A 24,872-nucleotide genomic window follows, 5' to 3' on the forward strand; every position below is an offset into this window, starting at 1 on the left:
TACGACACCGCATGCAACACTAAGCGGCGGTACGCACGCAACACGCGAGCAGTCCATCGCGCAGCATCGCTTCGATTTCCGTATCGATGAAGCCGATGAAAACGAGGACGCTCTGCTCGCCGTTCGCCTGATGCTCACCCTGGGTGGGCGGCGTCATGCGCAGCCGGCGACCCGCGACCTGGCACACGCGCATGCCGACGCGGCCCTGCTGATCCATCACGCGCACGAAGCCCTTGGCGCGCAGGATCGTGCGCGGCAGCGCCTTGAGCCACGCGCGCAGGCGCGCCTTCTCCAGTACCTCGGGCGCGGCAAGCGCCAAGCTCGTGAAGGTCGGGAACGCGTCGGCACCTTGCCCGAGCGGCCGATGCTGCCAGCGGCCGGCATCGGCGAGCGCGCGCGTTTGCTGCGCGCTCGCGTCGAACAGCAGCGCAAGCGGCACACTGCCGTGATCCGCGGCCACGACGATATCGGTCGCGGCGAGCGCGCGCACGTCCGACACCGCGCGCTCGCGCGATCCGGGCGCAATGAGGTCGAGCTTCGTGACGATCACCGCGCTCGCGCTGTCGATCTGCTGCTGCGCCATCGCGCCGACCAGCGGATCGGTGAGCGTGCGCACGAGTTCCAGCGCATCGACCACCACCAGCACCGCGGTCAGACGGAACGCACCGTTGAGCAAGCCCACCTGGGCGATCTTCGCCGGGTCCGACACACCGCTCGCTTCGATCAGCAGCAGGTCCGGCCGTTCGTCGCGCGCGGCGAGCCGCGTGAGCGCATCGACGAGCGCGCCGCCGATCGTGCAGCAGATGCAGCCGTTGTCGAGTTCGATCACGTCGTCGCTGCGCGCGCGCACGAGCCGCGCGTCGATGTTCACGGCGCCGAAGTCGTTGACGAGCACCGCAATGCGCTTGCCGTGCGGCGCCTCCAGCAGATGGTTGACCACCGTGGTCTTGCCCGCGCCGAGGTAGCCGCCGATCACCGCGAGGTCGATCGGCGCGCGTACGGCCGGCGGCGTGGCAGCGGCGTTCATCGCGGGGCGCGCATGATGCGTCCGCCGAGCACCGTGCCCCACACCGGCACGTCCTTCAGGCGCTCGGGCGCACAGGTGCTCGGGTCTTCGTCGAGCACCGCGAAGTCGGCGAACTTGCCGACCTCGATGCTGCCGATCAGATGATCGAGGCGCAGCGTGTACGCGGCACCGAGCGTGATCGCATGCAGTGCCTGGTCGACGGTAAGCCGCTCTGCGTCGCCCAGCACGCGCCCACTGGCCGTCTCGCGCCGCACCGCGCACCACGCGGTAAACAGCGGGCTCAACGCCGTGATCGGTGCGTCCGAATGCAGCGCGTACGGAATGCCCATGCGCTGCGCCGAACCGGCCGGGTCCATGCGGTTCGCGCGATCGGGGCCGATGGTCTGGCTGTAGTGCGCATCGCCCCAGTAGTAGACGTGGTTCGCAAAGAAGTTCACGCACAGGCCAAGCGCGCGGATACGCCGCAATTGCGCCGCATCCGCCATCTGGCAGTGCTGCAGCGTATGCCGATGATCGGGCCGCGGATGCCGCGCGAGCAGCGTCGCCAGCGCGTCGAGCACGACCTCGGTCGCTTCGTCGCCGTTCGTGTGGATATGCAGTTGCAGCCCCGCGCAGTGATATGGCTCGAACACGTCGACCAGTTGCTCGGGCGGAATCAGCCACAAGCCATTGGGCTGGCCGCCCGCATAGCCGGGCCAACGCACGCGCGCCGTGAAGCCCTGAATCGAGCCATCGACGATGAACTTGACCGGCCCGAAGCGCAGTTTGTCGGTATTGCCCGCCATCGCTTCCAGCACGCCGGTCGCGCGTTGCGCGGGGTTCCGCTGCGGCGCGAACGCCGGCACGATGCGCACGGGGTAGTCGGGGTCGGCGGTGACGCTGTGCAGGGTCCGGTTGCCCTCGGGCGACAGGTCGTTCACCAGATCGGTCGCGGTCGTGACGCCCGCGAGCTGCGCGACCCGGCCGAAATTCCACACCGCGTGCGGCTTCTCGCTGGCCGCGATCGCCAGCTTGCCGCCGATCACCTGGTAGATCGGGAACATCGCCGCGAATTCGCGCAGCTCGCCGGTGGGCTGACCGCGCGCGTCGCGCGCGATGCCGTCGACATCGGTGTCCTCGTCGATACCGGCGAGCGCGAGCATCGCGCTGTTCACGTTCATCAGATGCACGCTCGCATGCAGAATCGCGATCGGCCGGCTCGCCGACACCGTGTCCAGTTCGCGGGTCGTCAGACGGGCCGCGCCGAAGTAGATCGGATCGAAGCCCCACGCGAGCAACGGGCCGTCGTCGGTCATCGCGCGCTCGGCTTGCGCGAGACGTTCGAGCACCGCGTCGAGCGTGCGCAGTCCGTGCCACAGCGTGCCGTCCGGCCCACGACGGTCGTAGTAGCCGACGTAGACCGCATCCCATACCGCGCCTTCCATCAGATGGCAGTGGCCTTCGACGAGCCCGGGGATCAGCACCTTGTCGCGCAGCGCGTCGTCGCGCGCGGCGGCGCCGAACTGCGCGTCCCAGTGCGCGGCGTCCTCGCTCGTGCCGACCGCGAGAATGCGCCCGTCGCGCACGGCCACGTGCGTCGCATGCGGCTGCGCCGGGTTCAGCGTGAGGACGCGGCGCGCCGCGAAAATCGTGACCGGCTGAGCAGCAGAAGAAGACGGGGCTTGCGGATTCATCGACAAACTCAACTCCTATGAATGACGGTGAAGCGGATCGGCCATCGTATAGCGCCGCCCGGAAGGACGCGACAGGATATGTCCGGCGAACACGACGAGCACGTTCACGCCGAGGCACACGAGCCCCAGATTGATACCGCCGAAGCCGAGCTGCAGCGCGTAGCACACAATCGCGAGGCCCTGGCCGCAGACGATGCCGGCCGCCACCGCGCCCGGCCGCACGTGGCGTCCGGCGAGCAGCAGCAGCATGCCGGGCAGGAACTGCGTGATCCCGTAGTAGGTCGTGTTGATCAGCGACAGCATCAGGTTCGGCGTGAGCAGCGTGGTGGCGATCGACACCAGCAGATAGGCCACGATCACGAATTTCGCGGTGCGTTTCTGGCGCGCTTCGGGCAGGTTCGGAATCAGGTTGCGCGTGACGATCGGCCCGATTGCGAGGCAGATGCCCGCCAGCACCAGCAGCCCGGAGAGCGCCGCGCCCGCCGCGACGAGGCCGAGCAGCCAGTCGGGCAGCAGATGCACGGCGGCCGCGAAGAAGGCGTCGTTCGGCGACGCGAGCTTCAGGTTCGCGCTGATCGCGTAGTACGAGGCCACCACGAGGAACGGATACATCATCATGTAGAGTGGCATCGCGATCTGCGTGCGGCGTATCGTGTTGGGCCCGCGCGCGGTGAAGAAGCCCTGCGCGGCGAACGGCATCATGTAGAAGCCGAGCGACTGGAACAGCATCGTGCTCATCGAGAAGCGCAACTGCGGCGCCGTCATCGCGTTGCTCACCTGACGGCTCGCCGCATGAAACACCTCGTGCGTGCCGCCCGCCATCCACGCGGCGGCCACCCCGGTCACGACGATCGCGAGCAGCATCAGGATGTCCTTGAGCACGGCGATCCACGCCGACGCGCGCACGCCGGAAATGGCGATATAGGTGAACGCAAGCGCCGCGCAAACGACGATCAGCCAGACCGGCTCGATGTGCCAGCCGAGTCCCTTCAGCGCGGCGACGAGGCCGGTGAACTGAAGTTGGCCCCACGGAATCAGGAACAGGATGGACGATCCCGCCACGATCAGTTCGAGCACGCGGCTGCGGTAATGGCCTTTGAAAAGATCCGCCTGCGTGATCGCGTTGTACTGCTTGCCGGCCTCCCAGATGCGCGGTCCGATGAAATAGCCGATCGGGTAAGCCAGCAGGATATAGCCGAGGAACCAGACGCCATAAGTCGGCCCTTTCGCATAGATGCCGCCCGGAAAGCCGACCATCGTGCCGATGCTGTAGATCTCGCCGGCCGTCAGGAAGAACACCAGCGCCACGCCGAACTGGCGCGACGCGACGAAAAAGTCGTGCACGCTCTGCTTGCCGTGACCGCGCCGGGAGCGAATGGCGAGATACAGCGAAAAGGCGATCAGAAGCGAGAAGACGAATGTGGACATGCGCGGCACTCCGGGGAGGAAACGACGGGATGGGCGGCGCCGGTCGAAGCCAGCGCCTGTCTGCGCGGCTGAGGCTCGCTAGTGCTCGTTCGCGTAGCGATGCCGGTCGAAGAAGTGCCAGCAGATGAACAGACACCCGGAGGTCAACAGGAACCATCCGAAGATCCACGCGTAGATGAAGGGCACGCCAAACACGTAGCGGTCCTGCTGCGCGGCCACCCAGGGCAGCGCGCCGATGACACCCAGAAAAGGGAGGCCGATTCCGATCAGATACCTGAGCATCGTTGTCTCCGTTTGTCTCTATTCGAAGCCATGGGCGTCCCGCGACGATCGCGCGCGGGGCTCGCCAGGCCAGCTTGTTGTTCCGAGTATCGTCTGTCAAAAGCGCGCGCCGCTAGTGCCAGTTGCGCCCTATCGCTGAGTCCAGCTTGCGTGCCGGCCGGCGCGGCCTCGCGCCCAGGCCGCCCGGGCGCCGCGCCGATAGCTGAGATAATGACGCCGCCCCAGCCTCAAACCCCACCCCAAGGAGCCACTGTGAGCCAATCCGCACCCTCGTCCGCCCCCAATCAGGTACGCCGTGTCGCGTTCCTGGGCCTCGGCGTGATGGGCCATCCGATGGCCGGACATCTTGCCAAAGCCGGGCTCGATGTCACGGTCTATAACCGCACCGCCGAAAAGGCCGCGCAATGGGTCGCCGAATATGGCGGCCGCGCCGCCGCCACGCCGCGTGAAGCGGCCCAGGGCGCCGATCTGGTGCTCGCCTGCGTCGGCAACGATGACGATCTGCGCAGCGTCACGCTCGGCGCGGATGGCGCGTTCGCCGGCATGACGCGCGACGCCGTCTTTGCCGACCATACGACCGCGTCCGCCAACGTCGCGCGCGAGCTAGCCGCGAGCGCGGCCGAACATGGTCTGCATTTCATCGACGCGCCCGTGTCGGGCGGCCAGGCGGGCGCCCAGAACGGCAAGCTCACGATCATGTGCGGCGGCGAAGCCACGGCCTTCGAGCGCGCGAGGCCCACGCTCAGCCACTACGGCGCGGCCGTGACACTGGTCGGCGCCGCGGGCGCGGGTCAGCTCGCCAAGATGGTCAACCAGATCTGTATCGCGGGTCTCGTGCAGGGACTTTCCGAGGCGATCAACTTCGGCGAGCACGCCGGGCTCGACATGGCGCTGGTATTGGAAGTGATCGGCAAGGGCGCCGCCGCGAGCTGGCAGATGGACAACCGCGGCCAGACGATGATGGCGAACAAATTCGACTTCGGTTTCGCGGTGGACTGGATGCGCAAGGATCTCGGCTTCTGCCTCGACGAAGCGAAGCGCAATGGCGCGGCGCTGCCGGTTACCGCGCTCGTCGACCAGTTCTACGGCGACGTGCAGCGGCTGGGCGGCAGCCGCTTCGATACATCGAGCCTGATCTGGCGTCTGCGCAAGCTCGACGGCGGCGCATAACGCGCGGCTGGGCGGCGGTATGTCCCGAAGCCGGGAAGCCGCCGCCCGCCTGTGCCGTACAAAGCCGCGCGGTTCACGCGGTCCGCGTGGACCACGCGGTTCAACGCCACCAGCGCAACGGCCGCCGCAGCGTGTGCCGTTCGAGCCGCACCGTCGGCATGCTGTCGAGGAAGGCGAAGGCCCCGGCCTCCTCCGGGCCCATGCGCCGCTCGCGTTCCTCGTCGGCCTCGACCGTGCGCGAAGTATCGATAAAGAACGCCGCGACGATGCCGAGCGCCAGCAAGCCGGCCGAGATCATGAACGGCACGTTATAGCTGCCGGTGTGCTGGATCAGGTAGCCGAATACGACCGGCGACACCATCCCCGCAATGCCGAAGCCCGTGTTCATCATGCCGCCCGCCGTACCCGCGTACTTGCCGGCGATATCGAGCGGCAGCGTCCACAGCACCGGATTCGTGATCTCCAGGAAGAAGAACGAAGCGGACAGGAAGAACACCGCGACCATCGGGTTCGCGACCGACACCATCGGCAGCAGGAAAGCGAGCGAGCCGCCCATGCCGGTCACGAGCACCGCGCAGCGCGCAAAGCGCAGCCGGCCCGTCCACTTGTAGAGCTTGTCCGAGACCACGCCGCCGAGCGTGTCGCCCACCACGCCGGCGAGCAGCGGCAGCGCCGTGAACAGCGCGATCTGCTTCAGGTCGAAGCCGCGCGACTCCTTCAGATACGACGGCAGCCACGTCAGATACACCCACAACAGCCAGCCGTAGCAGAAGTCGACGAACGTGACGAGCCACATGCGCCGAACCAGCTTGCGCCATGGCGTCGCGGCACGCTTCGCACGGTCGCAGTCGCCCTTGCGATAGCCGATCTCGGCGGTCTCTTCGGCCGTAATGCGGCGGTTCTGTTCCGGCGAGTTCGTGAATACGAACAGATACAGCACCGTCCACAACAGGCTCACGATCCCGAGCAGGATGAACGCGTCGCGCCAGCCGCCCGCCACGACCACCGCGAGCACCAGCGGTGGCGTGACCGCGCCGCCGAGGCGCGCGAAGCTGTGCGTGATGCCCTGCGCGAAGCCGCGTTCGCCGACCGGCATCCAGTAGGTGAACGCCCGCGTGGCGGTCGGAAACGCGCCGCCCTCGCCGATGCCGAGCGCGAAGCGCAGCCCCACCAGCATCGCGACGCTGCCGGCAAAGCCCGTCGCGAACGTCGCCACCCCCCAGATCAACGACAACACGGTCAACACGAGCTTCGGTCCGAACTTGTCCGACAGCCAGCCGCCGACGATCTGCATCACGGCATACGGATAGGCAAACGCGGAAAACACGAGCCCGAGCTGCACCGCGCTCAGACCCATTTCGTGACGAATCAGCGGTCCCGCGACCGCGATGTTCACGCGGTCGATGTACGAGATGAAGTACATCAGACACATGACCGCGAGAATGATATGGCGCGTCTTCACGCGCTGTGCGTGCTGTTTCATGTCTTTGTCTCCTGAGTCTCTCTTTTGTATCGCCTGTTCGGATGCGCGCGGGCGCGAACCCGTAGTCGCGCGTAGTCACGCATAAGTCACGCGTGGTCGCGCATCAGCCCGACGGCGTCACGAGCTTCAGCCGCTGCACCTTGCCCGAGGGGCCGCGCGGCAGCTCGGTCACGAAGCGGAATTCGCACGGCGTCTTGTAGCGGCCCAGTTCGCGCAGACAATGCTCGCGCAGCTCGTTCGAGTCCGGCACGCCGGGCCAGTGAGTCTCGCGCGGCACCACGAACGCGACGATCTCCTGGCCATAAGCGGCATCCGGCACACCGACGGCCGCCGCGTCGAGCACGCCGGGATGGCGCAGCAGTGCCTCGTCGATCTCGCGCGGCGCGATGTTTTCGCCGCCCTTGATGATCAGTTCCTTCGAGCGGCCGTTGATATAAAAGTAGCCCTCGTCGTCGCGATAGCCGAGATCGCCGGTGCGCAGCCAGCCGTCGGTGGTGAACGCTTTGGCCGTGTCCTCGCGGCGCTTGTAGTAGCCGCGCATGACCTGATCGCCGCGCAATACGATTTCGCCGCACTCGTTCGGTCCGCATTCCCGGCCATCGCGATCGATCACGCGCGCCTCGCCACCCGAGGGCAGGCCGATGCTGCCGATCCGGCGCCGCGCGGCATCGAACGGGTTGCTAAAGACGGGCGCGGCGGTCTCGGTCATCCCCATCGTCTCGATGACGCCAATGCCGAAGCGCGCTTCGAAAGCGCGATGGTGGTCGGCGGGCAGCGCGGCGGACGCGCTGCGGCAGAACTTCAGCGCGGACAGGTCGAGCCCTTGCGGCGCGTCGCCGTTCAGCAGATAGGCGACGATGGTCGGCACCACGTTGATCCACGTGCAGCCGTAGCTGGCGGCATCGCGCCAGAACGTGCGGCCGGAAAAACGCGGCGTCAGCACGACCGAGCCCGCGTGCCACAGCGGCGCAAGCAAGGTCACGACGAGTCCGTTGATGTGATAAAGCGGCAGCGAAGCGAGCACGCGGTCATCGGCACCGAGCCGGTGTTCGACGCTGATGTTGCGCGCGTTCGCATACAGGTTCGCGTGGCTGAGCAGCACGCCCTTCGGCGCGCCGGTCGTGCCCGACGTGTACATCAGCAGCGCGATGTCGGCGGTATCGGGGACGGCGGGTTCGGTGGTCACGTCCGCGTCCGGGCGCTCGAAGGCAGCCGGGGTCGACGTGCCAGCAAGTCCCGATGCGGGCACCGCGCTGGCAGCATCGGCAGCCATCGTTGCGAGCGCAGGCAGTTCGGGCAGCCCGTCGGCATCCGGTTCCGTGCGCACGAGCGCGATGTCGCGCGACATGCCCTGCTCGCGCAACGTGGCGAGCGCCGTCGCGAGCGCGGCGTTCGTCTGCGCGCAGGCGAAGATCATCCGCGTATCCGAATGCTCGACGATATAGGCAAGCTGCGACGGCTGGCAAAGCAGGTTCAGCGGATGCGCGATCAAGCCGCTATACATCGCGCCGAGCAGTAGCGTGGCGGTCTGGATGCCGTTGCCCATCAGCACCGACACGACGTCGCCGGGCTTCAGGCCGGCGTCGCGAAAGCGGTTTTCGAGCGCCTGGCAGCGTTCGAGCAGCGCGCCGAAGGTGAGGACCGCGCCCGTCGTGGCTGAACTGGCGGTCTCGTCGGCAACTGGGCGGACATCTTCGTGCGCAGCGTCGTCGAGCGCCGCCAGCAGGAAGGGTTTGTCCGGGTACTGGGCGGCGCGCGCTTCGATCAGCGCGCGAATCGTCGCGGGCGCGCTCATTGGCCGAACCTCCGGAAATAGTCGCCGAGCAGACTGTCCAGCTCGGGAACGTGCTCCGCGATCGGGTACGCGACGCGCGTAATGTTCAGATACTGACGAAAGCCGAGGTTCTCCGAAAAGTTGTTGCGCCCCCAGGTTCCGCAGCCCATCGACAGCGAGAACGGCAGGCCGTTGTCGAAGTTGCCGCCGGTCGCGAAGCAATGCGCCTGATTGACGATCACGCGCGCCACCGGCAACGTCGAACCCAGCGTCAAGGCCTCATGCGGCTCGCCCGTATGCAGGCCGACCGAGTGCCCCGCGCCTATGTACGCATACAGACGACGCACGATATTCGCCGCGTCGGCGAAATCGCGCGCGCGGTAGACCGTGAGCACGGGCGCGAGCTTCTCACCCGAAAACGGATGACTTTCCCCGAAGCCGGTTTCCTCGACCATCAGAAACGCGCACTCGCGCGTTGCGATGTCGGCGAGGCCGGCGCTCTGTGCGATCTGCGATGCGGATTTTGCGGTGCAGCGCGCCGACAGTTTGCCGTCGGTCCACATCGCGGCCTGCAGCTTCTCCTTTTGTTGCGCGTCGAGCAGCACGCCGCCGCATGCGGCGAGTTCGCGCAGCATCGCGTCATAGATCGCGTCGTCGATCACGACGCTGTTCTCGGACGAACAGCTCGTCGCGTTGTCGAAGGTTTTCGATGCGGCGATCTTGTGCGCTGCATCGCGAAGGTTGGCCGTGCGCGTGACGATCGACGCCACGTTGCCGGCGCCCACGCCAAACGCCGGCGTGCCGCTGGCATAGGCCATCCGCACGTTCGCCTGCGAGCCCGTCGCGACCACGAGGTCGGCTTCGCGCATCAACGCGGCGGTCGCGGCTTTGTCTACCGGCGCGGGAAGCATCTGCACGAGCGCTGGGTCCAGCCCCGCCTTCGCGAACTGGGCATGGATGAAACCGATCAGCGTCTCGCACGCGCCATAGCCCTTCGGCGACGGCGCGACGATTACCGCATTGCCGCATTTGAGCGCGTTGATGATCTTGTTGGCCGGCGTCGCGGCCGGATTGGTCGAAGGCGTGATCGCAGCGACGACGCCGACCGCGCGCGCGATTTCGACGATGCCCGTAGCCTCGTCCCGCGCAATCACGCCGCAAGTCTTCAGGCCATGCAGGTCGCGCAGCAGTCCAAGCGTCTTGCGGTAGTTCTTACGAACCTTGTCGTCAGCGTTGCCGAGGCCGGTGTCGCGTACCGCCTGCTCGGCAAGTTCGCGGTTCCGGCCGGGCTCCATGATGGCCCAGGCCGCGGCGGCCGCGGCGGTATCGAGCGCGGATTGCCCGGCAAACTCGAACGCTTGCTGCGCTGCACGCGAACGCTCGATCAGCGCCGCGATTTGCGGCGCGATTTGAGGCACATGCACGTCGGAATGGCCCGCACCGGCGGCAATGCCCTGGGTGTCCCTCACATTCATCGTCGAACTCCGGTCAAGTCGATTGGCTGTACTGCCAATCTATTCACCAGCGCGTGAATGCGAGTCCCGATTCCCGTGCAATCCGCGACTCACGACGCGGGAGGCCACAAATATGCAATTTTCGGGACTTTCACCAGTCCCGAAAAATGCACAGCACGATGCAAAATAGCCTGAAGCCTGCTTGAAGCCTGTTTGAAGCCCTGTTAACAACGACACGGTGCAACCAACGCAGCAGAGGGGAAGCATGTCCACATCGAACCAATCGAATGCGGCGGCAGTCCGCGCGTTCCGCGTGCTCGAAACGCTTGCCCAGGCGGGTCGTCCATTGGCGATGATGGATCTCGTCCAGGCCCTCGGTTTGCCCAAGCAGACGGTGCACCGGATCCTCACGCAACTTACCGACGCGTGGCTCGTCACCCGCGGCGCCAACGACAAGCTTTACGAATGCTCGGCGCGCGTCAGGACGATGGCGGTGCACGTGCTGATGCACGCGGGGCCGGCGGCGGCGCGGCATCTGCTGCTCGAACAACTCGTCGAAAAGATTGGCGAGACCTGCAACCTGACGATGCTCGCCGGCAATGATGTGGTTTATGTGGATCGTGTCGAGACCGAATGGCCGTTGCGCATGCATCTGCAGCCGGGCTCGCACGTGCCGCTGCACTGCTCGGCAAGCGGCAAGCTGCTGCTGAGCTTCCTGCCCAAGGAGCGTCGCGACCGCATCATCGAAACGTTGCCTCTGCGCGCCCATTCTGAACAGACGATTACCGACCGCGAAGCATTGCGCAAGGAGCTGGCCGTGACACGGCGCCGGCAACTGGCGATCAATAATCAGGAGCATTTACAAGGCTTGATCGCGATTGCGGTTCCCGTAATAATCGACCGCAACCGCGCATGTGCGGCAATCGCCGTGCAGGCGCCGGTCGGGCGCGTCGCGCTCGATGACCTGCTCGCCTTCGTGCCTGATCTGAGGCATGCCGCAACTGAAACCGCGAAGACCTTCCGCGAGTGAAAGTACATGAGGTGAGCACGTGGAGCGCTGCCTGACATGAGCCTATAGCGATGCACGCGTATATTTTCAAGGACCGTAGCGGGCGCGTTATCGATGTCGAAACCGACGACGAAGGCGAAGCCGCAGTCGCTTACCACCACGCCGAGCCAGTAGGACGGCTGTCCATTTCGTACGATGACACGTCGAACGACCCTTCAGCCACGCTGATCGAGTTGTTCGTCGAGCCTGCGTACCGACGCTGCGGGATCGCCCGCACGCTGGTGGCCTGTGCGCATGAGACGACAGGCAGTCCGATTCGAGTGCCGCGAACCATGGCACGCCAAAGCGAAGCATTCAGTTCACTTTGCCGCTGCCTTGAAAGCGAAGGTTTGATTCTGCTGACCTGACGCGATGCGGTGTGGTGCGAATCGATGCAAGAAGCTCAGTGCCCGTTCCCATCGCCGAACGCGAGCCGCATCGCGTAATCGCGCACATCACCGGGCCACGATGCAATGCAAGCGCTCATCTTCGCTGAATCGTTCGCGAACAGCGCGCGCGTCGCTTCTTCGAAGCCCGGCAAATCTCCACCGACCGCCAGCATGAAGTGATACGCACGCTCCTGCGCGACGCGCATTCTGTCTTTCTCACTTCCGTTTCGGCGTGCCTGCTCAACCAGTTTGCGCAGCGTCACGGACGCGCCGCCCGGCTGCGCGGCGAGCCAGTCCCAATGACGCGGCAACAAGGTCACCTCACGCGCCACCACGCCGAGTCGCGGACGGCCGCGGCCTCTGACGGCGCTCGCCTCCGCTGCCTCGTTTTCAGTGTCGGCGCTCCTCGCATGAGCGCGCGCGATACCGGCCAGCCGCGCGATGACCTGCTGTTCCGTGCCTCTCGTATCGACATCGATCGTGCGGCCGGTTTCGTCATCGAAGATCAGAACCGGACCCGACGCGCCGCCTTCGAGCGCGCTTTTAACCGCCAACGCGTTCACTTGCAGCGACCCCGTGGCGAGGCGCCGATCGCCATCAAAGCTCGTATAGGAATGGGTAGACATGTCGTTCATGACAATCGCCTAAGGAAAAGATCATCCGATTATGCCCGGATAAAAATAGATGTCAATATTATCCGGGTAAATAAATTGCCGCAGGGTTTCCCCTCCTTTATCTGAGCGAAAAACGTCCTACTATCATCAACTTAAAACTAACTAACTCATCAATTAGTCAGACATGCCGCAACCCGCCTGCTCCCGAATGGGTCGTCGCCCTCACGCGCAAGACTTCGACGCTCGCGAACATCTGCTCGATGTCGCGGTCGCGCTATTCGCCGAGCGCGGCATCGCCAACACGACCGTCGCGCAGATCGCGACGGCCAGCGGCGTGACCTCCGCGATGGTCCACTACTGGTTCCAGACCCGCGAAAAGCTGCTCGATGCGCTGGTCGAAGAAAGGCTCGTCGTTGCCTTCGATTCGATCTGGCAACCGGTCGATACCGAGCACGACGATCCGCTCGCGATGACGCAAGGCATCGTCGCGCGCATGTTCGACATCACCGGAAAAATGCCGTGGCTGCCTTCGTTGTGGCTGCGCGAAGTGATCAACGAAGGCGGTCTGCTGCGCGAGCGCGCGTTCGCGCATATCCCGTTGCAGAAGGTTGCGGGGTTTGGCCAGAACATCGCGCGCGGCTGTGCATCCGGTCAACTGAACGCGCAACTCGAACCGCTGCTGCTGTTCAATTCGGTGCTGGCGCTCGTGATGCTGCCGCAGGCCACCGCGAAGATCTGGCAGCGCCTGAATCCGAACGCGTCGTTCGATCGCGCGACACTCGAACGCCATGTCGTCGCGCTGCTCGCCCAGGGGATGAGTGCAACCGCAACGTCCGCGCCGATATCGACGCAGACATCTGCCGCGACGCCCACACCGCGCCGCGCGAAAAGGAAGCCGTCATGATGCCGTTCGTCGTGCCCTCCAGGCTCGCCGCGTTGCTCGCGCTGTGTATCGTGTGCGCGAGCTGTTCGCGGCAACCGGCCAACACGTGGCAAGGCTATGTGGAAGGCGAGTTCCTGTATCTCGCGTCCTCGCAGCCGGGGCAGTTGACCGAGCTGGCGGTGTCGCGCGGCCAGACCGTCGCGCAGAACACGCCGCTGTTCGCACTCGAAGCGCAGAACGAAACCGACGCCGTCGCGCAGGCCAACGAACAGTTGCGCGCGGCGCGCGCGCAACTCGCGGACCTCGGAACCGGCAAGCGTGCGCCGGAAGTCGACGTCACTCGCGCGCAACTCGTGCAGGCCGAGGCCGATGCGGCGCGCGCCGCGACCCAGTATCACCGCGACGAACAGCAGTTGCGCGCGGGCGGCATCGCGCAAAGCCAGTTGGACGACTCGCGCGCGAACGCGCTGTCGAGCGCCGCGCGTGTGCGTGAGTTGCAGAGCCAGGTGACCGTTGCACGTCTGCCGGGGCGCATCGAACAGGTTCGCGCGCAACAGGCACAGGTCGACGCGGCCAAGGCCCAACTCGGTCAGGCGCAGTGGAAACTCGACCAGAAAAGCGTGCACGCGCCGCACGGCGGTCTCGTGTTCGACACGATGTACCGCAGCGGTGAATGGGTGCCAGCCGGCAGTCCGGTCGTGCGCATGCTGCCGCCGGAAAACGTCAAGGTGCGCTTCTTCGTGCCCGAAGCGGTAGTCGGCTCGCTGACGCCAGGCCGCCACGTATCGATTCACTGCGATGGTTGCGCGGCCGATGTGCCGGCCGTGCTCAGCTTCGTGTCGAATCAGGCCGAGTACACGCCGCCCGTGATCTACAGCAACGAAAGCCGCTCGAAGCTGGTCTTTATGATCGAAGCCAAACCACAAGTTGCCGATGCACCGAAACTGCGGCCCGGCCAACCCGTCACGGTGACGCTGCAATGAGCGCGCCTGCTCCGACCGGCAATGCAACCGATGCCGACTACGCGATCGACGTGCACGGGCTGAACAAGCATTTCGGCACCAAGCATGTCGTCAACGATGTTTCGCTGCGCGTGCGGCGCGGCGAGATCTTCGGTTTTCTCGGCCCGAACGGTAGCGGCAAGACGACCTGCATCCGCATGATGTGCGGCCTGCTCACGCCCGACTCCGGCAACGGCACCTGCCTCGGCTATGACATCGTGCGCGACAGTGCGCAGATCAAGCGGCACACCGGCTATATGACGCAGCGCTTCTCGTATTGGGAAGACCTGACGATCCGCGAAAACCTTGACTTCGTCGCGCGCATCTACGAGATGAAGAATCGCCACGACGCGGTGGATCGCGCGCTCGAACAGCTTGGGCTGACGAGCCGCGCGAAGCAGTTGGCCGGCGCGTTATCGGGCGGCTGGAAGCAGCGTCTCGCGCTGGCGGCGTGCATGCTGCACGAGCCGGAATTGCTGTTGCTCGACGAACCGACCGCGGGTGTCGACCCGAGCGCGCGCCGCGACTTCTGGGAAGAGTTGCATCGCCTCGCGGCGAGCGGCATCTCGGTGTTGGTCAGCACGCACTATATGGACGAAGCAGAACGCTGCCACAAGCTCGCGTATATCGCGTACGGCAAGCTGCTCGCGCAGGGCACGTCGAAGGAAGTGATCGATTCGCAAGGTCTCGTGACGTGGGCCGTGTATGGGCCCAACCTCGTCGAACTCGGCGAACGGCTGCGACGCTCGCCGGGTGTCGGGCAGACGGTTGCGTTCGGGTCATCGCTGCATGTGAGCGGTCCGGACACGCCCGAGTTGCATGCGACGCTCGATCAACTCGCGCATTCGGATCCGGCACTGCGGATCGAGCCTCTGGAAACCGGCCTCGAAGATGTGTTCATCTTCATGATGAACCGCTCCACCGACAACTATGCGGCACCTTCAGCGGGTAACGCATCGTGAACACCGCACGGCACCTTGTACGCTTTTCGCTGACGCGCTGGTGGAGCATCGTGCGCAAGGAGTTCCTGCAACTGAAGCGCGACCGCATCACGTTTGCGATGATCATCGGCCTGCCGATCATGCAGATGGCGCTGTTCGGCTTTGCGATCAATACCGATCCAAAGCATCTGCCGACCGCCGTGATCGCCGCCGATCACAGCGAATTCACGCGCAGCTTCGTGATGGCGATGCGCAACTCCGATTACTTCGACATCGTATCGACGCTGCCCGACGAAGAGTCCGGCCGCCGCGCGCTCGCGCAAGGCAAGGTGCTGTTCGTGCTGAATATCCCGGTCGGCTTCACGCGCGATCTGGTCAAGGGCGCGCGTCCATCGCTGCTGATGGAAGCCGACGCAACCGATCCGACCGCGGTCGGCACCGCGCTCGGCGCGCTGCCATCGATTGCGCAATCGGTGCTGCAGAAGGATCTGACGGGTGCACTGTCGCCGCTCGCCGTCGGACCCGCCGCGTTCGACGTGCAGTTGCATCGCCTGTACAACCCCGAAGCGATCACGCAGTACAACGTGGTGCCCGGTCTGATGGGCGTGATCCTGACGATGACGATGGTGATGATGACGGGCCTCGCGATCACGCGTGAACGCGAGCGCGGCACGATGGAAAATCTGCTCGCCACGCCGGTGCTGCCGCTCGAAGTGATGACTGGCAAGATCGTGCCTTACGTCGCGATCGGGCTGATTCAGGTGAGCATCATTCTGGCCGCGGCGCGCTTCGTGTTTCATGTGCCTTTCGAGGGTAGTCTGATCGCGCTGTATCTGTCCGCGCTGCTGTTCGTCGCGGCTAATCTGACGATCGGCATCACGCTGTCGTCGCTCGCGCAGAACCAGTTGCAGGCGATGCAACTGACGATGTTCTATTTCCTGCCCAATATCCTGCTGTCGGGTTTTATGTTTCCGTTCGCCGGCATGCCGAAATGGGCGCAATTCCTCGGCAACCTGCTGCCGCTCACCTATTTCAACCGGCTCGTGCGCGGCATTCTGCTCAAGGGCGTCGGGTGGGCCGATATGTGGCCGCATGTGTGGCCGCTGCTGATCTTTCTGTGTGTCGTGATGGGCATTGCCGTGAAGTTCTATCGACGCACGCTCGATTGAGGAAGGACTGCAATGTGTTCCGCTTCTGTCTGTCGTGCTTGTCTTTCTGATCACGCTGGTCGTGTGCGTCGTGCGGTGATTTTCCGTCCTACGGTGATGGGTTCGGCCGCTTGGCGACTCGCCGCATTTGCCGTCGGCGCGACGCTGTGCGCATGCACGGTCGGCCCGGACTTCCATCGGCCCGACGTGACCACGGCATCGAGCTATACCGCGACGCCGCTTGCGGCAAGCACGGTGGCATCCACGGGTCCGGGCGGCGCCGCGCAACACTTCGTGCCGACGGATGTACCCGGCGACGGCTGGTGGCGCGCATTCGGTTCGCCGGCTCTGAACGCGCTGGTACAGCAAGCGCTCGACGACAGTCCGACACTCGGGCAGGCCAGCGCGAAACTCGATGAAGCGCAGCAGGACTATCGCGCGCAGGCAGGCGGCACGCTATGGCCGCAAGTCGATGCGAACCTGTCGACGACCCGCGAGAAGATCGATCCCGAAGCACTCGGCTTCGGCGAACTGACCCAGGGCCGCTCGTTTGCGCCGTTCACGCTATACAGCGCGCAGGTCACGGTGTCCTACACGCTCGATCTGTTCGGCGCGAATCGCCGCGCGCTCGAAGCGGTGGCCGCGCAGGTCGACTATCAGCAATACGAGTTGGAAGCCGCGCGTTTGACGGTTGCGGGCAACGTGGTGACAGCGGCGATCCGGCGCGCGTCGCTCGCGCGGCAGATTGCGCTAACTGAGTCGCTGCTGGCGATACAGATGCGGCAACTCGATATCGCCGAACAGCGTTATAAGGTGGGCGGGCTATCGGAAGTCGATCTGCTCAGTCAGCGCACACTCGTGCAACAGACCCGCGCAACCTTGCCGCCGTTGCGCACGCAACTCGCGCAGACCGATCATCAACTCGCGATCTATCTGGGCCGTGCGCCAGCGGACCTCGCGGCCACGCACGACCTCGCCGCGCTCGATCTCGACACGCTGGTGTTGCCCGCCGATCTGCCGCTGACTTTGCCATCGACGCTCGCACAGCAGCGGCCCGATATCCGCGCATCCGAGGCATTGCTGCATCAGGCGAGCGCGAACGTCGGCGTCGCGACCGCCAATATGTATCCGCGCATCACGCTATCGGGCAGCGCGGCGACGGAACGTATCAGCGTGTCCGATCTGCTGACGGGCTTCAACGTATGGAATGTCGGCGCGGGTCTCACGCAGCCGCTTTTTCACGGTGGTGAATTGCTGGCGCGCAAGCGTTCGTCGGAAGCCGCGTGGCAGGCGGCGCTCGCGATGTATAAACAGACCGTGCTGCAAGGCCTGCAACAGGTCGCCGATGCGCTGCGCGCGCTCGATCAGGATGCGCTTGCATTGCAGGCACTCGACGACGCTCATCGCAGCGCGCAACGCAGTGCCGGCATCGCGGGCGAGCGCTATGCGTCGGGCGGCATCAGTCAGTTGACGTTGCTCGATACCCAACGGCAGGAACTTCAGACCGGGCTCGATCGCACGAAAGCCGCCGCGCAGCGTTATGCGGATACGGCGGCGCTTTATCAGGCGCTTGGCGCGCGGCCGTGAGTAGGGCCTAACGGCGTACCTTGTTCAGCACGAGATACGCAAACGAGCCGATCACGATGCCCCAGAACGCCGAACCGAGTCCGAGAAACGTCATGCCCGACGCGGTTGCGAGAAACGTGATGACCGACGCCTCGCGATGGTCCTCGTCCTGGATCGCGCCCATCACGTTCGCGGTGATCGCGCCGATCAACGCAAGGCCGGCGAGAATCGCGACGAACTCCTTCGGCAGCATCGTAAACAACGCAACGATCGAGCCGGCGAACGTACCACCGATCAGATAGAACACACCGTTCGCAATGCCGGCGATATAGCGCTTGTCCGCATCGTTGTGCGCATCCTCGCCGGTGCACAGCGCGGCTGTAATCGCGGCGATCACGATCGTGATGCCGCCGAAAAACGCCACGCCGATCGACGCGATGCTGGTCGCGGTGATGATCGGCCGGGCCGGCGTGTGATAGCCGGACACGCGCAGAATCGCCATGCCCGGAAGAAACTGGCCGGTCAGACTGACGACGACGAGCGGCAACGCGAGGCTCAGCGTCGAACTCAACGTCCATTCGGGTTTGATAAAGATCGGCCGCGTGATCTGCAGCGGCAGACTGCCCAGATGCGCGGTGCCCAATACGATGGCGAGCACGATACCTGTCACCAGCACCAGCACGATGCAGTAGCGCGGCAACAGCCGTTTAAACACGATGTACGCGGCGATCATGCCGAACGCCAGCGCGGGCATCGACGCGGCGGCGGAAAATGCGTGCATGCCGAACTGCAGCAGAATGCCGGCCATCATCCCGCACGCGATGCCCTTGGGAATGCTGCGCACCATTTTGTCGAAATAGCCGCTTACGCCGATCAACAGAATGATCACGGCCGCGGTGAGATACGCACCCACCGCCTGATTGAGCGACAACGCGGGAAAGAGGCCAACCAGCAGCGCGGTGCCGGGCGCGGACCACGCGGTCACGACCGGCACTTTCAGCTTCCAGCTCGCGAAGATGCCTGAAACCGCCGCACCGATCGAGATCGCCCACACCCACGATGCGACCATGTCGTTGGGCACGTGGGCCGCCTGCGCGGCCTGAAAGTAGATCACCAGCGGGCCGGAGTAGGAGATCAGCACGGCCAGAAAACCCGCCACGATGGCGGAAATGGACCAGTCGGCCGCAAGCGCGCGCGTCGAAGAGGCCTGGCTATTGGAGGGATTCATTGTCGATGTGGGTCGAGGGTGGTCCGCCGTGGCTGAACTGATGAGAGCATATCTGCGCTCTGGTTGCGATGCGGCGGCATCGTTCGGGGCCAATAGTATGAAGGACAAACGCCACGGAGAATATCGGCACCGCTCTCATTTTCCGCGCTACACGAAGAAAAAAGCCGAAAAGACGCACGAAATGCGAGCAGAAACGGCAGTGGCATCGCCGCGAACCGTTACGTTCCCGGCGATGCCTGATTGCTGTCGCAACGAAACAGGTCTTAGCCCTGATCGCCGCCACCCACCGGCAGCACCGTGCCGGTGATATACGACGCTTCATCGGAAGCGAGGAACAGGATCGCGCCGACCTGTTCGTCGATCGTGCCATAGCGATGCATCAGGCTCGACGCCATCGTCTGATCGACGATGCCCTGATACCACGTCGCTTCCTGCTCGCTTTGCTGCGCGGTATTGCGCGGCACCCGGCGCGGCGGTGCTTCGGTGCCGCCGGTCGCGACCGCGTTGATGCGGATGCCGTGCTGCGCATGTTCGAACGCGAGGCTCGCGGTCAGTGCATTGACGCCGCCTTTCGACGCCGCATACGGCACCCGATAGATGCTGCGCGTCGCAATCGACGACACATTGACGATCGCGCCGCCGCCGCGCTTCAGCATCTCGGGCAACACCGCATGGCAGCACCACAGCGTCGGGAACAGCGAGCGCCGCACCTCGGCTTCGATCTGCTGCGCTTCGTATTCTTCGTATGGCTTCGCCCAGATCGTGCCGCCGACATTGTTGATCAGCGCGTCGATACGGCCAAACGCATCGATTGCGAAAGCAATCATCGCGCTCGCGCCCGCATAGGTTTCGAGGTCGGCGATAAACGCGCAGGCCTTGCCGCCTTCGCGCGCGATTTCGTCGGCCACCTCATGCACGATCGGTGAACGATCGACCAGCACCACCACCGCGCCTTCGCGCGCAGCGCGCAACGCGACACCGCGGCCGATGCCCTGACCCGCGCCGGTCACGACCAGCACCTTGTCCTTGAAGCGATCGATAAAGGTCGAAGTCATGCTACGTTGCTCGCCGAGAATTTTTCGTAGTAGAAGTTCGCGGGCTCGATGCTGCTGTCGCGCAGCCAGCCCTGCACCGCTTCGACCATCGCCACCGGGCCGCACAGATAAACGTCGACGTCGCCGCTATTGAGCCAGTCGCTGTCGACGTGCGCAGTCACATAGCCCTTGCGCTCGTGGCTGCTCGCGGCATCCACGACGCAGGTGCGATAGCTGAAATTGGGCAACGCGCGCTGTGCCTCTTCGAGCTGTTCGAGCGCGACCAGATCGTGATCGTTGGTCACGCCGTACACGAGCCGCACCGGCTGCGTATTGCCGTTCGCCTTCAGCACGTCGAGCATCGACAGGAACGGCGCGATGCCGGTACCGCCCGCGAGAAACAGCACCGGACGTTGCGGATCGCGCAGATAGAAGCTGCCGTATGGCCCAGTGAAACCGATGCGCTGCCCCGGCTGCGCCTGCGCGCTCAGATAGCCGCTCATCTTGCCGTCCGGCACGTTGCGCACGACGAAGGCCGCGCGCGCCGCACCCGGTGCCGAGCTGAACGAATACGAACGGTGCTCGCCCTTCTCGCCAGGAATCTCGACGTTCACGTATTGCCCGGCAAGAAAGCTCGGCGCGCTCGTGCCGTCGATATCGACCGAAAAATGGATCGTCGAGTCCGACAACTTTTCGACCGCCGCGAGCGTGCCTTCGAAACGCGCGACACCGGTCTTGCACGCCGCCGACGACGCCTGCACGCGCACCACCATATCCGAGCGCGGCCGTGTCTGGCACGCGAGGATATAGCCCTGGCCGGCTTCTTCCGGCGTCAGTGCATCTTCGACATAGCTCGATTCGGGCAGATCGTACGCGCCCGACTCGCACAGTCCGCGACAGGTGCCGCACGCGCCTTCGCGGCAATCGAGCGGAATGTTGATCTTCTGCCGATACGCGGCATCCGACAGCGTTTCGTTGTCACGGCAACTGATAAAGCGCGTCACGCCGTCTTCGAACTGCAGGGCAATAGTGTGTTCCATAGCAGACTCCCGAACCGCACCGGTTAGATGTGGTAGATGTCGATGACCTGATTGATGTAGTCGTTCTTCAACACGACGTACTTGCTCAGGATTTGCGGCTGCGCGCCGTTGAAATCGATCACGTAGCGCGACATGCCGAAATAGCTGTAATTCGTGCGATAGCGGTGGCTCAGCGTGTGCCAGTTGAAGCGCACCGTGTACACGCCGTTTTCCTCGCTCTCCACTTCGACGTTGCTGACGTTGTGGCTCGTGCGCGTGTCGGGCATCGTCGCGCTCGAACGCTCGGTCTTGATACGGAACACACGATCTTCGAGACCCTGGCGGTTCGGGTAGTAGATCAGCGAGATTTCACGCTCCGGATCGGTGATCAGCTTGTCTTCGTCATCCCATGACGGCATCCAGAACGGTGCATCCGGGTGATAGCAGGTCAGCCACTCGTCCCACTGTTCGTCGTCGAGCAGGCGGCTCTCGCGGTACAGGAAAGCCTGCACATCGGTGATGGCGATCTTGCTCATGCGCGGCTCCCTTGCGTCGTCAGCGCCTTTTTCATCGTGTCGACCCAATAGCGGTGCTGCACCGTATAGAGCCCTTCGTCTTCGGTCTTCACGCCGCTCATCACCGGATTCAGACCGATGCGTTGCGCCGCCTCGTCCGGCCCGTCGATCCAGTGCGAGGAACCGCGGCACATGTCGTTCCATTCGACCGCGCGGGCCGCGTAGCCCTGCTGGCAGGCGCGGAATTCTTCCAGGTCGTCGGGGGTTGCCATGCCGCTCACGTTGAAGAAGTCTTCGTACTGGCGGATGCGGCGCGAACGCGCTTCGTCGGATTCACCCTTCGGCGCGATGCAATAGATCGTCACTTCGGTCTTGTTGACCGACAGCGGCCGCAGCACGCGAATCTGCGAGCCGAACTGGTCCATCAGATACACGTTCGGATAGAGACACAGGTTGCGCGAGTTCTGGATCATCCAGTCCGCGCGTTCGGCGCCGCAGCGCGCGGCGAATTCGTCGCGGCGGCTGAAGTTGGGGCGATCTTCGGGGTTGGCCCAGCGCGTCCACAGCAGCATGTGGCCGTGATCGAACGCATAGAAGCCACCGCCCTGACGGCCCCAGCTCCCGGCATCCATCGCACGGATCTTGTCTTCGCGCGCGTTTTCTTCCTTGCGATGATTGGTCGTCGCCGCGTAATTCCAGTGCACCGCCGACACGTGATAACCGTCCGCGCCGTTTTCGGCGGTCAGCTTCCAGTTGCCTTCATACGTATAGGTCGACGAACCGCGCAGTACTTCGAGGCCCTCTTCCGACTGGTCGACGATCATGTCGATGATGCGCGCGGCTTCGCCGAGGAAGGTTTCGAGCGGCGGCACGTCATCGTTGAGGCTGCCGAACAGGAAGCCGCGATAGTTGCCGAAGCGCGCGAGCTTCTTCAGATCATGCGAGCCTTCGTTGTTGAAGCAGTCGGGATAGCCCGCGCCTTCCGGGTCTTTCACCTTCAGCAGCTTGCCGCTGTTGTTGAAGGTCCAGCCGTGAAACGGGCACGTATAAGTGGCCTTGTTGCCGCGCTTGTGGCGGCACAGCATCGCGCCGCGGTGCGTGCACGAATTGAGGAACGCATTCAGTTGACCCTGACGGTTGCGCGCAATCACGACTGGCTGGCGACCCATATAGGTCGTGAAGTAATCGTTGTTGTTCGGTACCTGGCTTTCGTGCGCGAGATAAATCCAGTTGCCCTCGAAAATATGCTGCATTTCCAGTTCGAACAGACGCTCGTCGGTAAAAGCACTGCGGTGCAGGCGATAATCGCCGCGCTCGCGGTCTTCGACGAGAAAGTCATCGATGTTCTTCAGTTGCGGAGTGTGATCCGGGTAAATCGGAATCATGGTTGTCTCCAATGTCGACCGGAGTTAGCGCTTTAGCGCTTACTCCGGTCCCATGAAAAATGGTTTAGTCGGTGTGCGTGCGACGCACGTGCGTAGGGAGCGGCCTGCCTGCGGACGGGCCGGTTTATCTTCGATTGGGGTTATTGCGTCGGCGGTTGAGGCGGTGCGCCTCCGGTATCGCGTCAGGCCACCGTGTGCATGCACTCGACTTTCGTCACGGCAAGCGCGGCCTGTGGCCCGGATGGACCCACGCGCGCACGCGCCCTGCATGGTGGGGAATCGATCGAGAATCCTTTCAATAAGGCTTCGATTTCAGCATGTCTCATTGCTGCTCCTGAACGCTTTCTAGGTCTTGGATCCCGTGCGCGAGATGTGCTCGCGCCGTCTCCGGGGGGACCAGCCGACGCCTTCGACCGTGCAGGGCTTTCAATGCCCGGGAGGTATAATTTTGCGATGCGTCTGCGGTAACTGAAGGATAGTTGCACGTGATTCGCATCGTCCAACACTGATTTAGTATCACGACGATACTTAAAAGGTATTTCCATGGAACTGCGCCATCTGCGTTATTTCGTTGCGGTTGCCGAGGAATCCAATGTCACCCGGGCCGCCAAACGTCTGCACATTGCGCAGCCGCCTCTCAGCAGGCAGATCCAGCAACTTGAAGATTCGCTCGGCGTACAGCTATTCGAGCGCAATTCGCGACCTTTGAAGCTGACCGAAGCCGGCCGCTTCTTCTATTCGCACGCGATTCAACTGCTCGCGCAAACCTCCGAAGTCGAAGCAATGACGCGGCGCGTCGGCAAGATCGAGCGCAGCCTGTCGATCGGTTTCGTCGGCTCGACGCTGTACGGCATGCTGCCGAAAATCATCCGGCGTTTTCGCACCGAAAACAGCGCGGTCGAATTGAGCCTGCACGAAATGTCGACGATGGATCAAATCCAGGCGCTGAAGGAAGGACGCATCGATGTCGGCTTCGGCCGGATTCGTCATGAAGACCCGAGCATCCGGCGCGTCGTGCTGCGCGAGGAGCGCATGATCGTCGCGCTGCCGACCGGCCATCCATTGATCGACGCAAAGCCCGTGTTGTCGCTGCGCGATCTGATCAGCGAAACGATGATCATCTTTCCGAAGGCGCCGCGGCCGAGTTACGCGGACCAGGTGCTCGCCGCGTTTCACGATCGCGGGCTCAAGCCGCGCCGGCTCTTCGAAACACGCGAGTTGCAGATCGCCCTCGGCCTGGTCGGCGCGGGCGAAGGCATCGCGATCGTGCCGGCGAGCGTGTATGGATTGCAGCGCGGCGATGTCGCTTACAAAGATCTCGACGACGAGAATCTGGTGTCGCCGATCATCATGAGCATGCGCATGCTCGACGAGTCCGCCGATATCAAGCGCATGCTCGAACTGATCTACGCGCTCTATGACGAGCAGCAGATGACCTATTTGCCGCCGTCGCAGCAGTAGTGCTTTTTCGCGTCCTTCCTGGCGTTCTTCGCGGCACCGCTCGCGGCGCGGGCGGCCTTTCGCTCGCCGGACCATCAGCCGATCATCGCATTCCCGTAACCAAGTTGTATGGACAAGATATTCGACGCGGTATAGACCGCTCGTTCGAAAGAAATTCTCCTGCCTCCTCCGCACCTCAAAATCCTGCCAAAACTCCTATAAATAAAGGATTTAGTTCGCTCGCCCGCTTCCATCGGTAGCCCGTCTAGGCACTAACCCCGATTGTCCGTCTCTCGCCGCCGAGGATAAATTGTCTATACAACATCGGACCACCAAGATCCGCTGTCAGGACATCCATCCCGGAGACTTC

At 64.1% G+C, this 24,872-nt stretch carries 22 protein-coding genes; 9 read left to right on the top strand and 13 right to left on the bottom strand.

The features are described from left to right. Positions 1-19 precede the first annotated feature (19 nt). The 4 genes from L0U82_RS38860 to L0U82_RS38875 form a co-directional block, all read right to left on the bottom strand. Positions 20-1,027, bottom strand: coding sequence for a CobW family GTP-binding protein (locus L0U82_RS38860; RefSeq protein WP_233839135.1), 1,008 nt, complete (start codon positions 1,025-1,027; stop codon positions 20-22). Next, positions 1,024-2,700 carry an amidohydrolase gene (locus L0U82_RS38865; protein ID WP_233839136.1) on the bottom strand — a complete coding sequence of 559 codons (1,677 nt, stop codon included), beginning with the start codon at positions 2,698-2,700 and terminating at the stop codon, positions 1,024-1,026. The genes L0U82_RS38860 and L0U82_RS38865 overlap by 4 nt, the downstream gene beginning before the upstream one ends. A gap of 15 nt (positions 2,701-2,715) precedes the next feature. Then, positions 2,716-4,128: a sodium:solute symporter family protein gene (locus L0U82_RS38870; RefSeq protein WP_233839137.1), complete on the bottom strand. Its 1,413-nt coding sequence runs from the start codon at positions 4,126-4,128 to the stop codon at positions 2,716-2,718. Between the two features lie 78 nt (positions 4,129-4,206). Beyond that, the gene (locus L0U82_RS38875) at positions 4,207-4,410 is read right to left on the bottom strand and encodes a DUF3311 domain-containing protein (RefSeq protein WP_233839138.1); all 204 of its coding nucleotides are present in this window, start codon (positions 4,408-4,410) and stop codon (positions 4,207-4,209) included. A gap of 252 nt (positions 4,411-4,662) precedes the next feature. Between L0U82_RS38875 and L0U82_RS38880 the strand changes: the two genes are divergently transcribed. After that, positions 4,663-5,580 (top strand): NAD(P)-dependent oxidoreductase, encoded by a 918-nt coding sequence (locus L0U82_RS38880; RefSeq protein ID WP_233839139.1) that lies wholly within the window; start codon positions 4,663-4,665, stop codon positions 5,578-5,580. Positions 5,581-5,680: 100 nt separating this feature from the next. Here L0U82_RS38880 and L0U82_RS38885 read toward each other — a convergent pair whose 3' ends face one another. The 3 genes from L0U82_RS38885 to sauS form a co-directional block, all read right to left on the bottom strand. Continuing rightward, a complete protein-coding gene (locus L0U82_RS38885) occupies positions 5,681-7,063 on the bottom strand; it encodes an MFS transporter (protein ID WP_233839140.1) in 1,383 nt (460 codons plus the stop codon). A 103-nt stretch (positions 7,064-7,166) separates the two neighbouring features. Then, positions 7,167-8,858, bottom strand: coding sequence for an AMP-binding protein (locus L0U82_RS38890; protein WP_233839141.1), 1,692 nt, complete (start codon positions 8,856-8,858; stop codon positions 7,167-7,169). Then, a complete protein-coding gene (gene sauS / locus L0U82_RS38895; protein WP_233839142.1) occupies positions 8,855-10,312 on the bottom strand; it encodes an acylating sulfoacetaldehyde dehydrogenase in 1,458 nt (485 codons plus the stop codon). The genes L0U82_RS38890 and sauS overlap by 4 nt, the downstream gene beginning before the upstream one ends. A gap of 244 nt (positions 10,313-10,556) precedes the next feature. Here sauS and L0U82_RS38900 point away from each other — a divergent pair, with 244 nt between their 5' ends. Further along, entirely contained in the window at positions 10,557-11,321 is a 765-nt protein-coding gene (locus L0U82_RS38900) for an IclR family transcriptional regulator (protein WP_233839143.1), read from the top strand. A 50-nt stretch (positions 11,322-11,371) separates the two neighbouring features. Further along, on the top strand, positions 11,372-11,707 hold the full coding sequence (locus tag L0U82_RS38905; protein WP_233839144.1) for a GNAT family N-acetyltransferase: 336 nt from the start codon (positions 11,372-11,374) through the stop codon (positions 11,705-11,707). A 35-nt stretch (positions 11,708-11,742) separates the two neighbouring features. Here L0U82_RS38905 and L0U82_RS38910 read toward each other — a convergent pair whose 3' ends face one another. Beyond that, entirely contained in the window at positions 11,743-12,363 is a 621-nt protein-coding gene (locus L0U82_RS38910; RefSeq protein WP_233839145.1) for a DUF2239 family protein, read from the bottom strand. Positions 12,364-12,550: 187 nt separating this feature from the next. Here L0U82_RS38910 and L0U82_RS38915 point away from each other — a divergent pair, with 187 nt between their 5' ends. From L0U82_RS38915 to L0U82_RS38935, 5 genes are all read left to right on the top strand, one after another. Next, positions 12,551-13,246 carry a TetR/AcrR family transcriptional regulator gene (locus L0U82_RS38915; protein ID WP_233839146.1) on the top strand — a complete coding sequence of 232 codons (696 nt, stop codon included), beginning with the start codon at positions 12,551-12,553 and terminating at the stop codon, positions 13,244-13,246. After that, positions 13,243-14,208, top strand: a complete 966-nt coding sequence (locus L0U82_RS38920; RefSeq protein WP_442793723.1) for an HlyD family secretion protein — start codon at positions 13,243-13,245, stop codon at positions 14,206-14,208. Before L0U82_RS38915 ends, L0U82_RS38920 begins: the two co-directional genes overlap by 4 nt. Further along, complete coding sequence (locus L0U82_RS38925) at positions 14,205-15,188, top strand: ABC transporter ATP-binding protein (protein WP_233839147.1); 984 nt, start codon at positions 14,205-14,207, stop codon at positions 15,186-15,188. The genes L0U82_RS38920 and L0U82_RS38925 overlap by 4 nt, the downstream gene beginning before the upstream one ends. After that, positions 15,185-16,336 carry an ABC transporter permease gene (locus tag L0U82_RS38930; RefSeq protein WP_233839148.1) on the top strand — a complete coding sequence of 384 codons (1,152 nt, stop codon included), beginning with the start codon at positions 15,185-15,187 and terminating at the stop codon, positions 16,334-16,336. Before L0U82_RS38925 ends, L0U82_RS38930 begins: the two co-directional genes overlap by 4 nt. A gap of 96 nt (positions 16,337-16,432) precedes the next feature. Further along, positions 16,433-17,902, top strand: coding sequence for an efflux transporter outer membrane subunit (locus L0U82_RS38935; protein ID WP_233839149.1), 1,470 nt, complete (start codon positions 16,433-16,435; stop codon positions 17,900-17,902). Between the two features lie 7 nt (positions 17,903-17,909). Here the strand turns inward: L0U82_RS38935 and L0U82_RS38940 are convergent, their stop codons facing one another. The 5 genes from L0U82_RS38940 to benA all read right to left on the bottom strand — a co-directional run bounded on the left by L0U82_RS38940 (position 17,910) and on the right by benA (position 23,062). After that, positions 17,910-19,109 carry a benzoate/H(+) symporter BenE family transporter gene (locus L0U82_RS38940; protein WP_233839150.1) on the bottom strand — a complete coding sequence of 400 codons (1,200 nt, stop codon included), beginning with the start codon at positions 19,107-19,109 and terminating at the stop codon, positions 17,910-17,912. Positions 19,110-19,372: 263 nt separating this feature from the next. Then, positions 19,373-20,164 (bottom strand): 1,6-dihydroxycyclohexa-2,4-diene-1-carboxylate dehydrogenase, encoded by a 792-nt coding sequence (locus tag L0U82_RS38945; protein WP_233839151.1) that lies wholly within the window; start codon positions 20,162-20,164, stop codon positions 19,373-19,375. Further along, a complete protein-coding gene (gene benC, locus L0U82_RS38950) occupies positions 20,161-21,183 on the bottom strand; it encodes a benzoate 1,2-dioxygenase electron transfer component BenC (RefSeq protein WP_233839152.1) in 1,023 nt (340 codons plus the stop codon). The genes L0U82_RS38945 and benC overlap by 4 nt, the downstream gene beginning before the upstream one ends. 23 nt (positions 21,184-21,206) lie before the next feature. Further along, positions 21,207-21,698 carry a benzoate 1,2-dioxygenase small subunit gene (gene benB, locus L0U82_RS38955; RefSeq protein ID WP_233839153.1) on the bottom strand — a complete coding sequence of 164 codons (492 nt, stop codon included), beginning with the start codon at positions 21,696-21,698 and terminating at the stop codon, positions 21,207-21,209. Next, entirely contained in the window at positions 21,695-23,062 is a 1,368-nt protein-coding gene (benA, locus tag L0U82_RS38960; RefSeq protein ID WP_233839154.1) for a benzoate 1,2-dioxygenase large subunit, read from the bottom strand. Before benA ends, benB begins: the two co-directional genes overlap by 4 nt. A gap of 543 nt (positions 23,063-23,605) precedes the next feature. Between benA and L0U82_RS38965 the strand changes: the two genes are divergently transcribed. Then, positions 23,606-24,523 (top strand): LysR family transcriptional regulator, encoded by a 918-nt coding sequence (locus tag L0U82_RS38965; RefSeq protein WP_233839155.1) that lies wholly within the window; start codon positions 23,606-23,608, stop codon positions 24,521-24,523. The last annotated feature ends 349 nt before the right edge of the window (positions 24,524-24,872 follow it).

It is taken from the genome of Paraburkholderia sp. ZP32-5, from assembly GCF_021390495.1.
GTDB lineage: Bacteria > Pseudomonadota > Gammaproteobacteria > Burkholderiales > Burkholderiaceae > Paraburkholderia.

Bases quoted from the DNA above. Each gene is read 5' to 3' on its own strand.
- L0U82_RS38860 (WP_233839135.1), bottom strand. From the start codon at position 1,027: ATGAACGCCGCTGCCACGCCGCCGGCCGTACGCGCGCCGATCGACCTC.
- L0U82_RS38865 (WP_233839136.1), bottom strand. From the start codon at position 2,700: ATGAATCCGCAAGCCCCGTCTTCTTCTGCTGCTCAGCCGGTCACGATT.
- L0U82_RS38870 (WP_233839137.1), bottom strand. From the start codon at position 4,128: ATGTCCACATTCGTCTTCTCGCTTCTGATCGCCTTTTCGCTGTATCTC.
- L0U82_RS38875 (WP_233839138.1), bottom strand. From the start codon at position 4,410: ATGCTCAGGTATCTGATCGGAATCGGCCTCCCTTTTCTGGGTGTCATC.
- L0U82_RS38885 (WP_233839140.1), bottom strand. From the start codon at position 7,063: ATGAAACAGCACGCACAGCGCGTGAAGACGCGCCATATCATTCTCGCG.
- L0U82_RS38890 (WP_233839141.1), bottom strand. From the start codon at position 8,858: ATGAGCGCGCCCGCGACGATTCGCGCGCTGATCGAAGCGCGCGCCGCC.
- sauS (WP_233839142.1), bottom strand. From the start codon at position 10,312: ATGAATGTGAGGGACACCCAGGGCATTGCCGCCGGTGCGGGCCATTCC.
- L0U82_RS38900 (WP_233839143.1), top strand. From the start codon at position 10,557: ATGTCCACATCGAACCAATCGAATGCGGCGGCAGTCCGCGCGTTCCGC.
- L0U82_RS38905 (WP_233839144.1), top strand. From the start codon at position 11,372: ATGCACGCGTATATTTTCAAGGACCGTAGCGGGCGCGTTATCGATGTC.
- L0U82_RS38910 (WP_233839145.1), bottom strand. From the start codon at position 12,363: ATGAACGACATGTCTACCCATTCCTATACGAGCTTTGATGGCGATCGG.
- L0U82_RS38915 (WP_233839146.1), top strand. From the start codon at position 12,551: ATGGGTCGTCGCCCTCACGCGCAAGACTTCGACGCTCGCGAACATCTG.
- L0U82_RS38920 (WP_442793723.1), top strand. From the start codon at position 13,243: ATGATGCCGTTCGTCGTGCCCTCCAGGCTCGCCGCGTTGCTCGCGCTG.
- L0U82_RS38925 (WP_233839147.1), top strand. From the start codon at position 14,205: ATGAGCGCGCCTGCTCCGACCGGCAATGCAACCGATGCCGACTACGCG.
- L0U82_RS38935 (WP_233839149.1), top strand. From the start codon at position 16,433: ATGGGTTCGGCCGCTTGGCGACTCGCCGCATTTGCCGTCGGCGCGACG.
- L0U82_RS38940 (WP_233839150.1), bottom strand. From the start codon at position 19,109: ATGAATCCCTCCAATAGCCAGGCCTCTTCGACGCGCGCGCTTGCGGCC.
- L0U82_RS38945 (WP_233839151.1), bottom strand. From the start codon at position 20,164: ATGACTTCGACCTTTATCGATCGCTTCAAGGACAAGGTGCTGGTCGTG.
- benC (WP_233839152.1), bottom strand. From the start codon at position 21,183: ATGGAACACACTATTGCCCTGCAGTTCGAAGACGGCGTGACGCGCTTT.
- benB (WP_233839153.1), bottom strand. From the start codon at position 21,698: ATGAGCAAGATCGCCATCACCGATGTGCAGGCTTTCCTGTACCGCGAG.
- benA (WP_233839154.1), bottom strand. From the start codon at position 23,062: ATGATTCCGATTTACCCGGATCACACTCCGCAACTGAAGAACATCGAT.
- L0U82_RS38965 (WP_233839155.1), top strand. From the start codon at position 23,606: ATGGAACTGCGCCATCTGCGTTATTTCGTTGCGGTTGCCGAGGAATCC.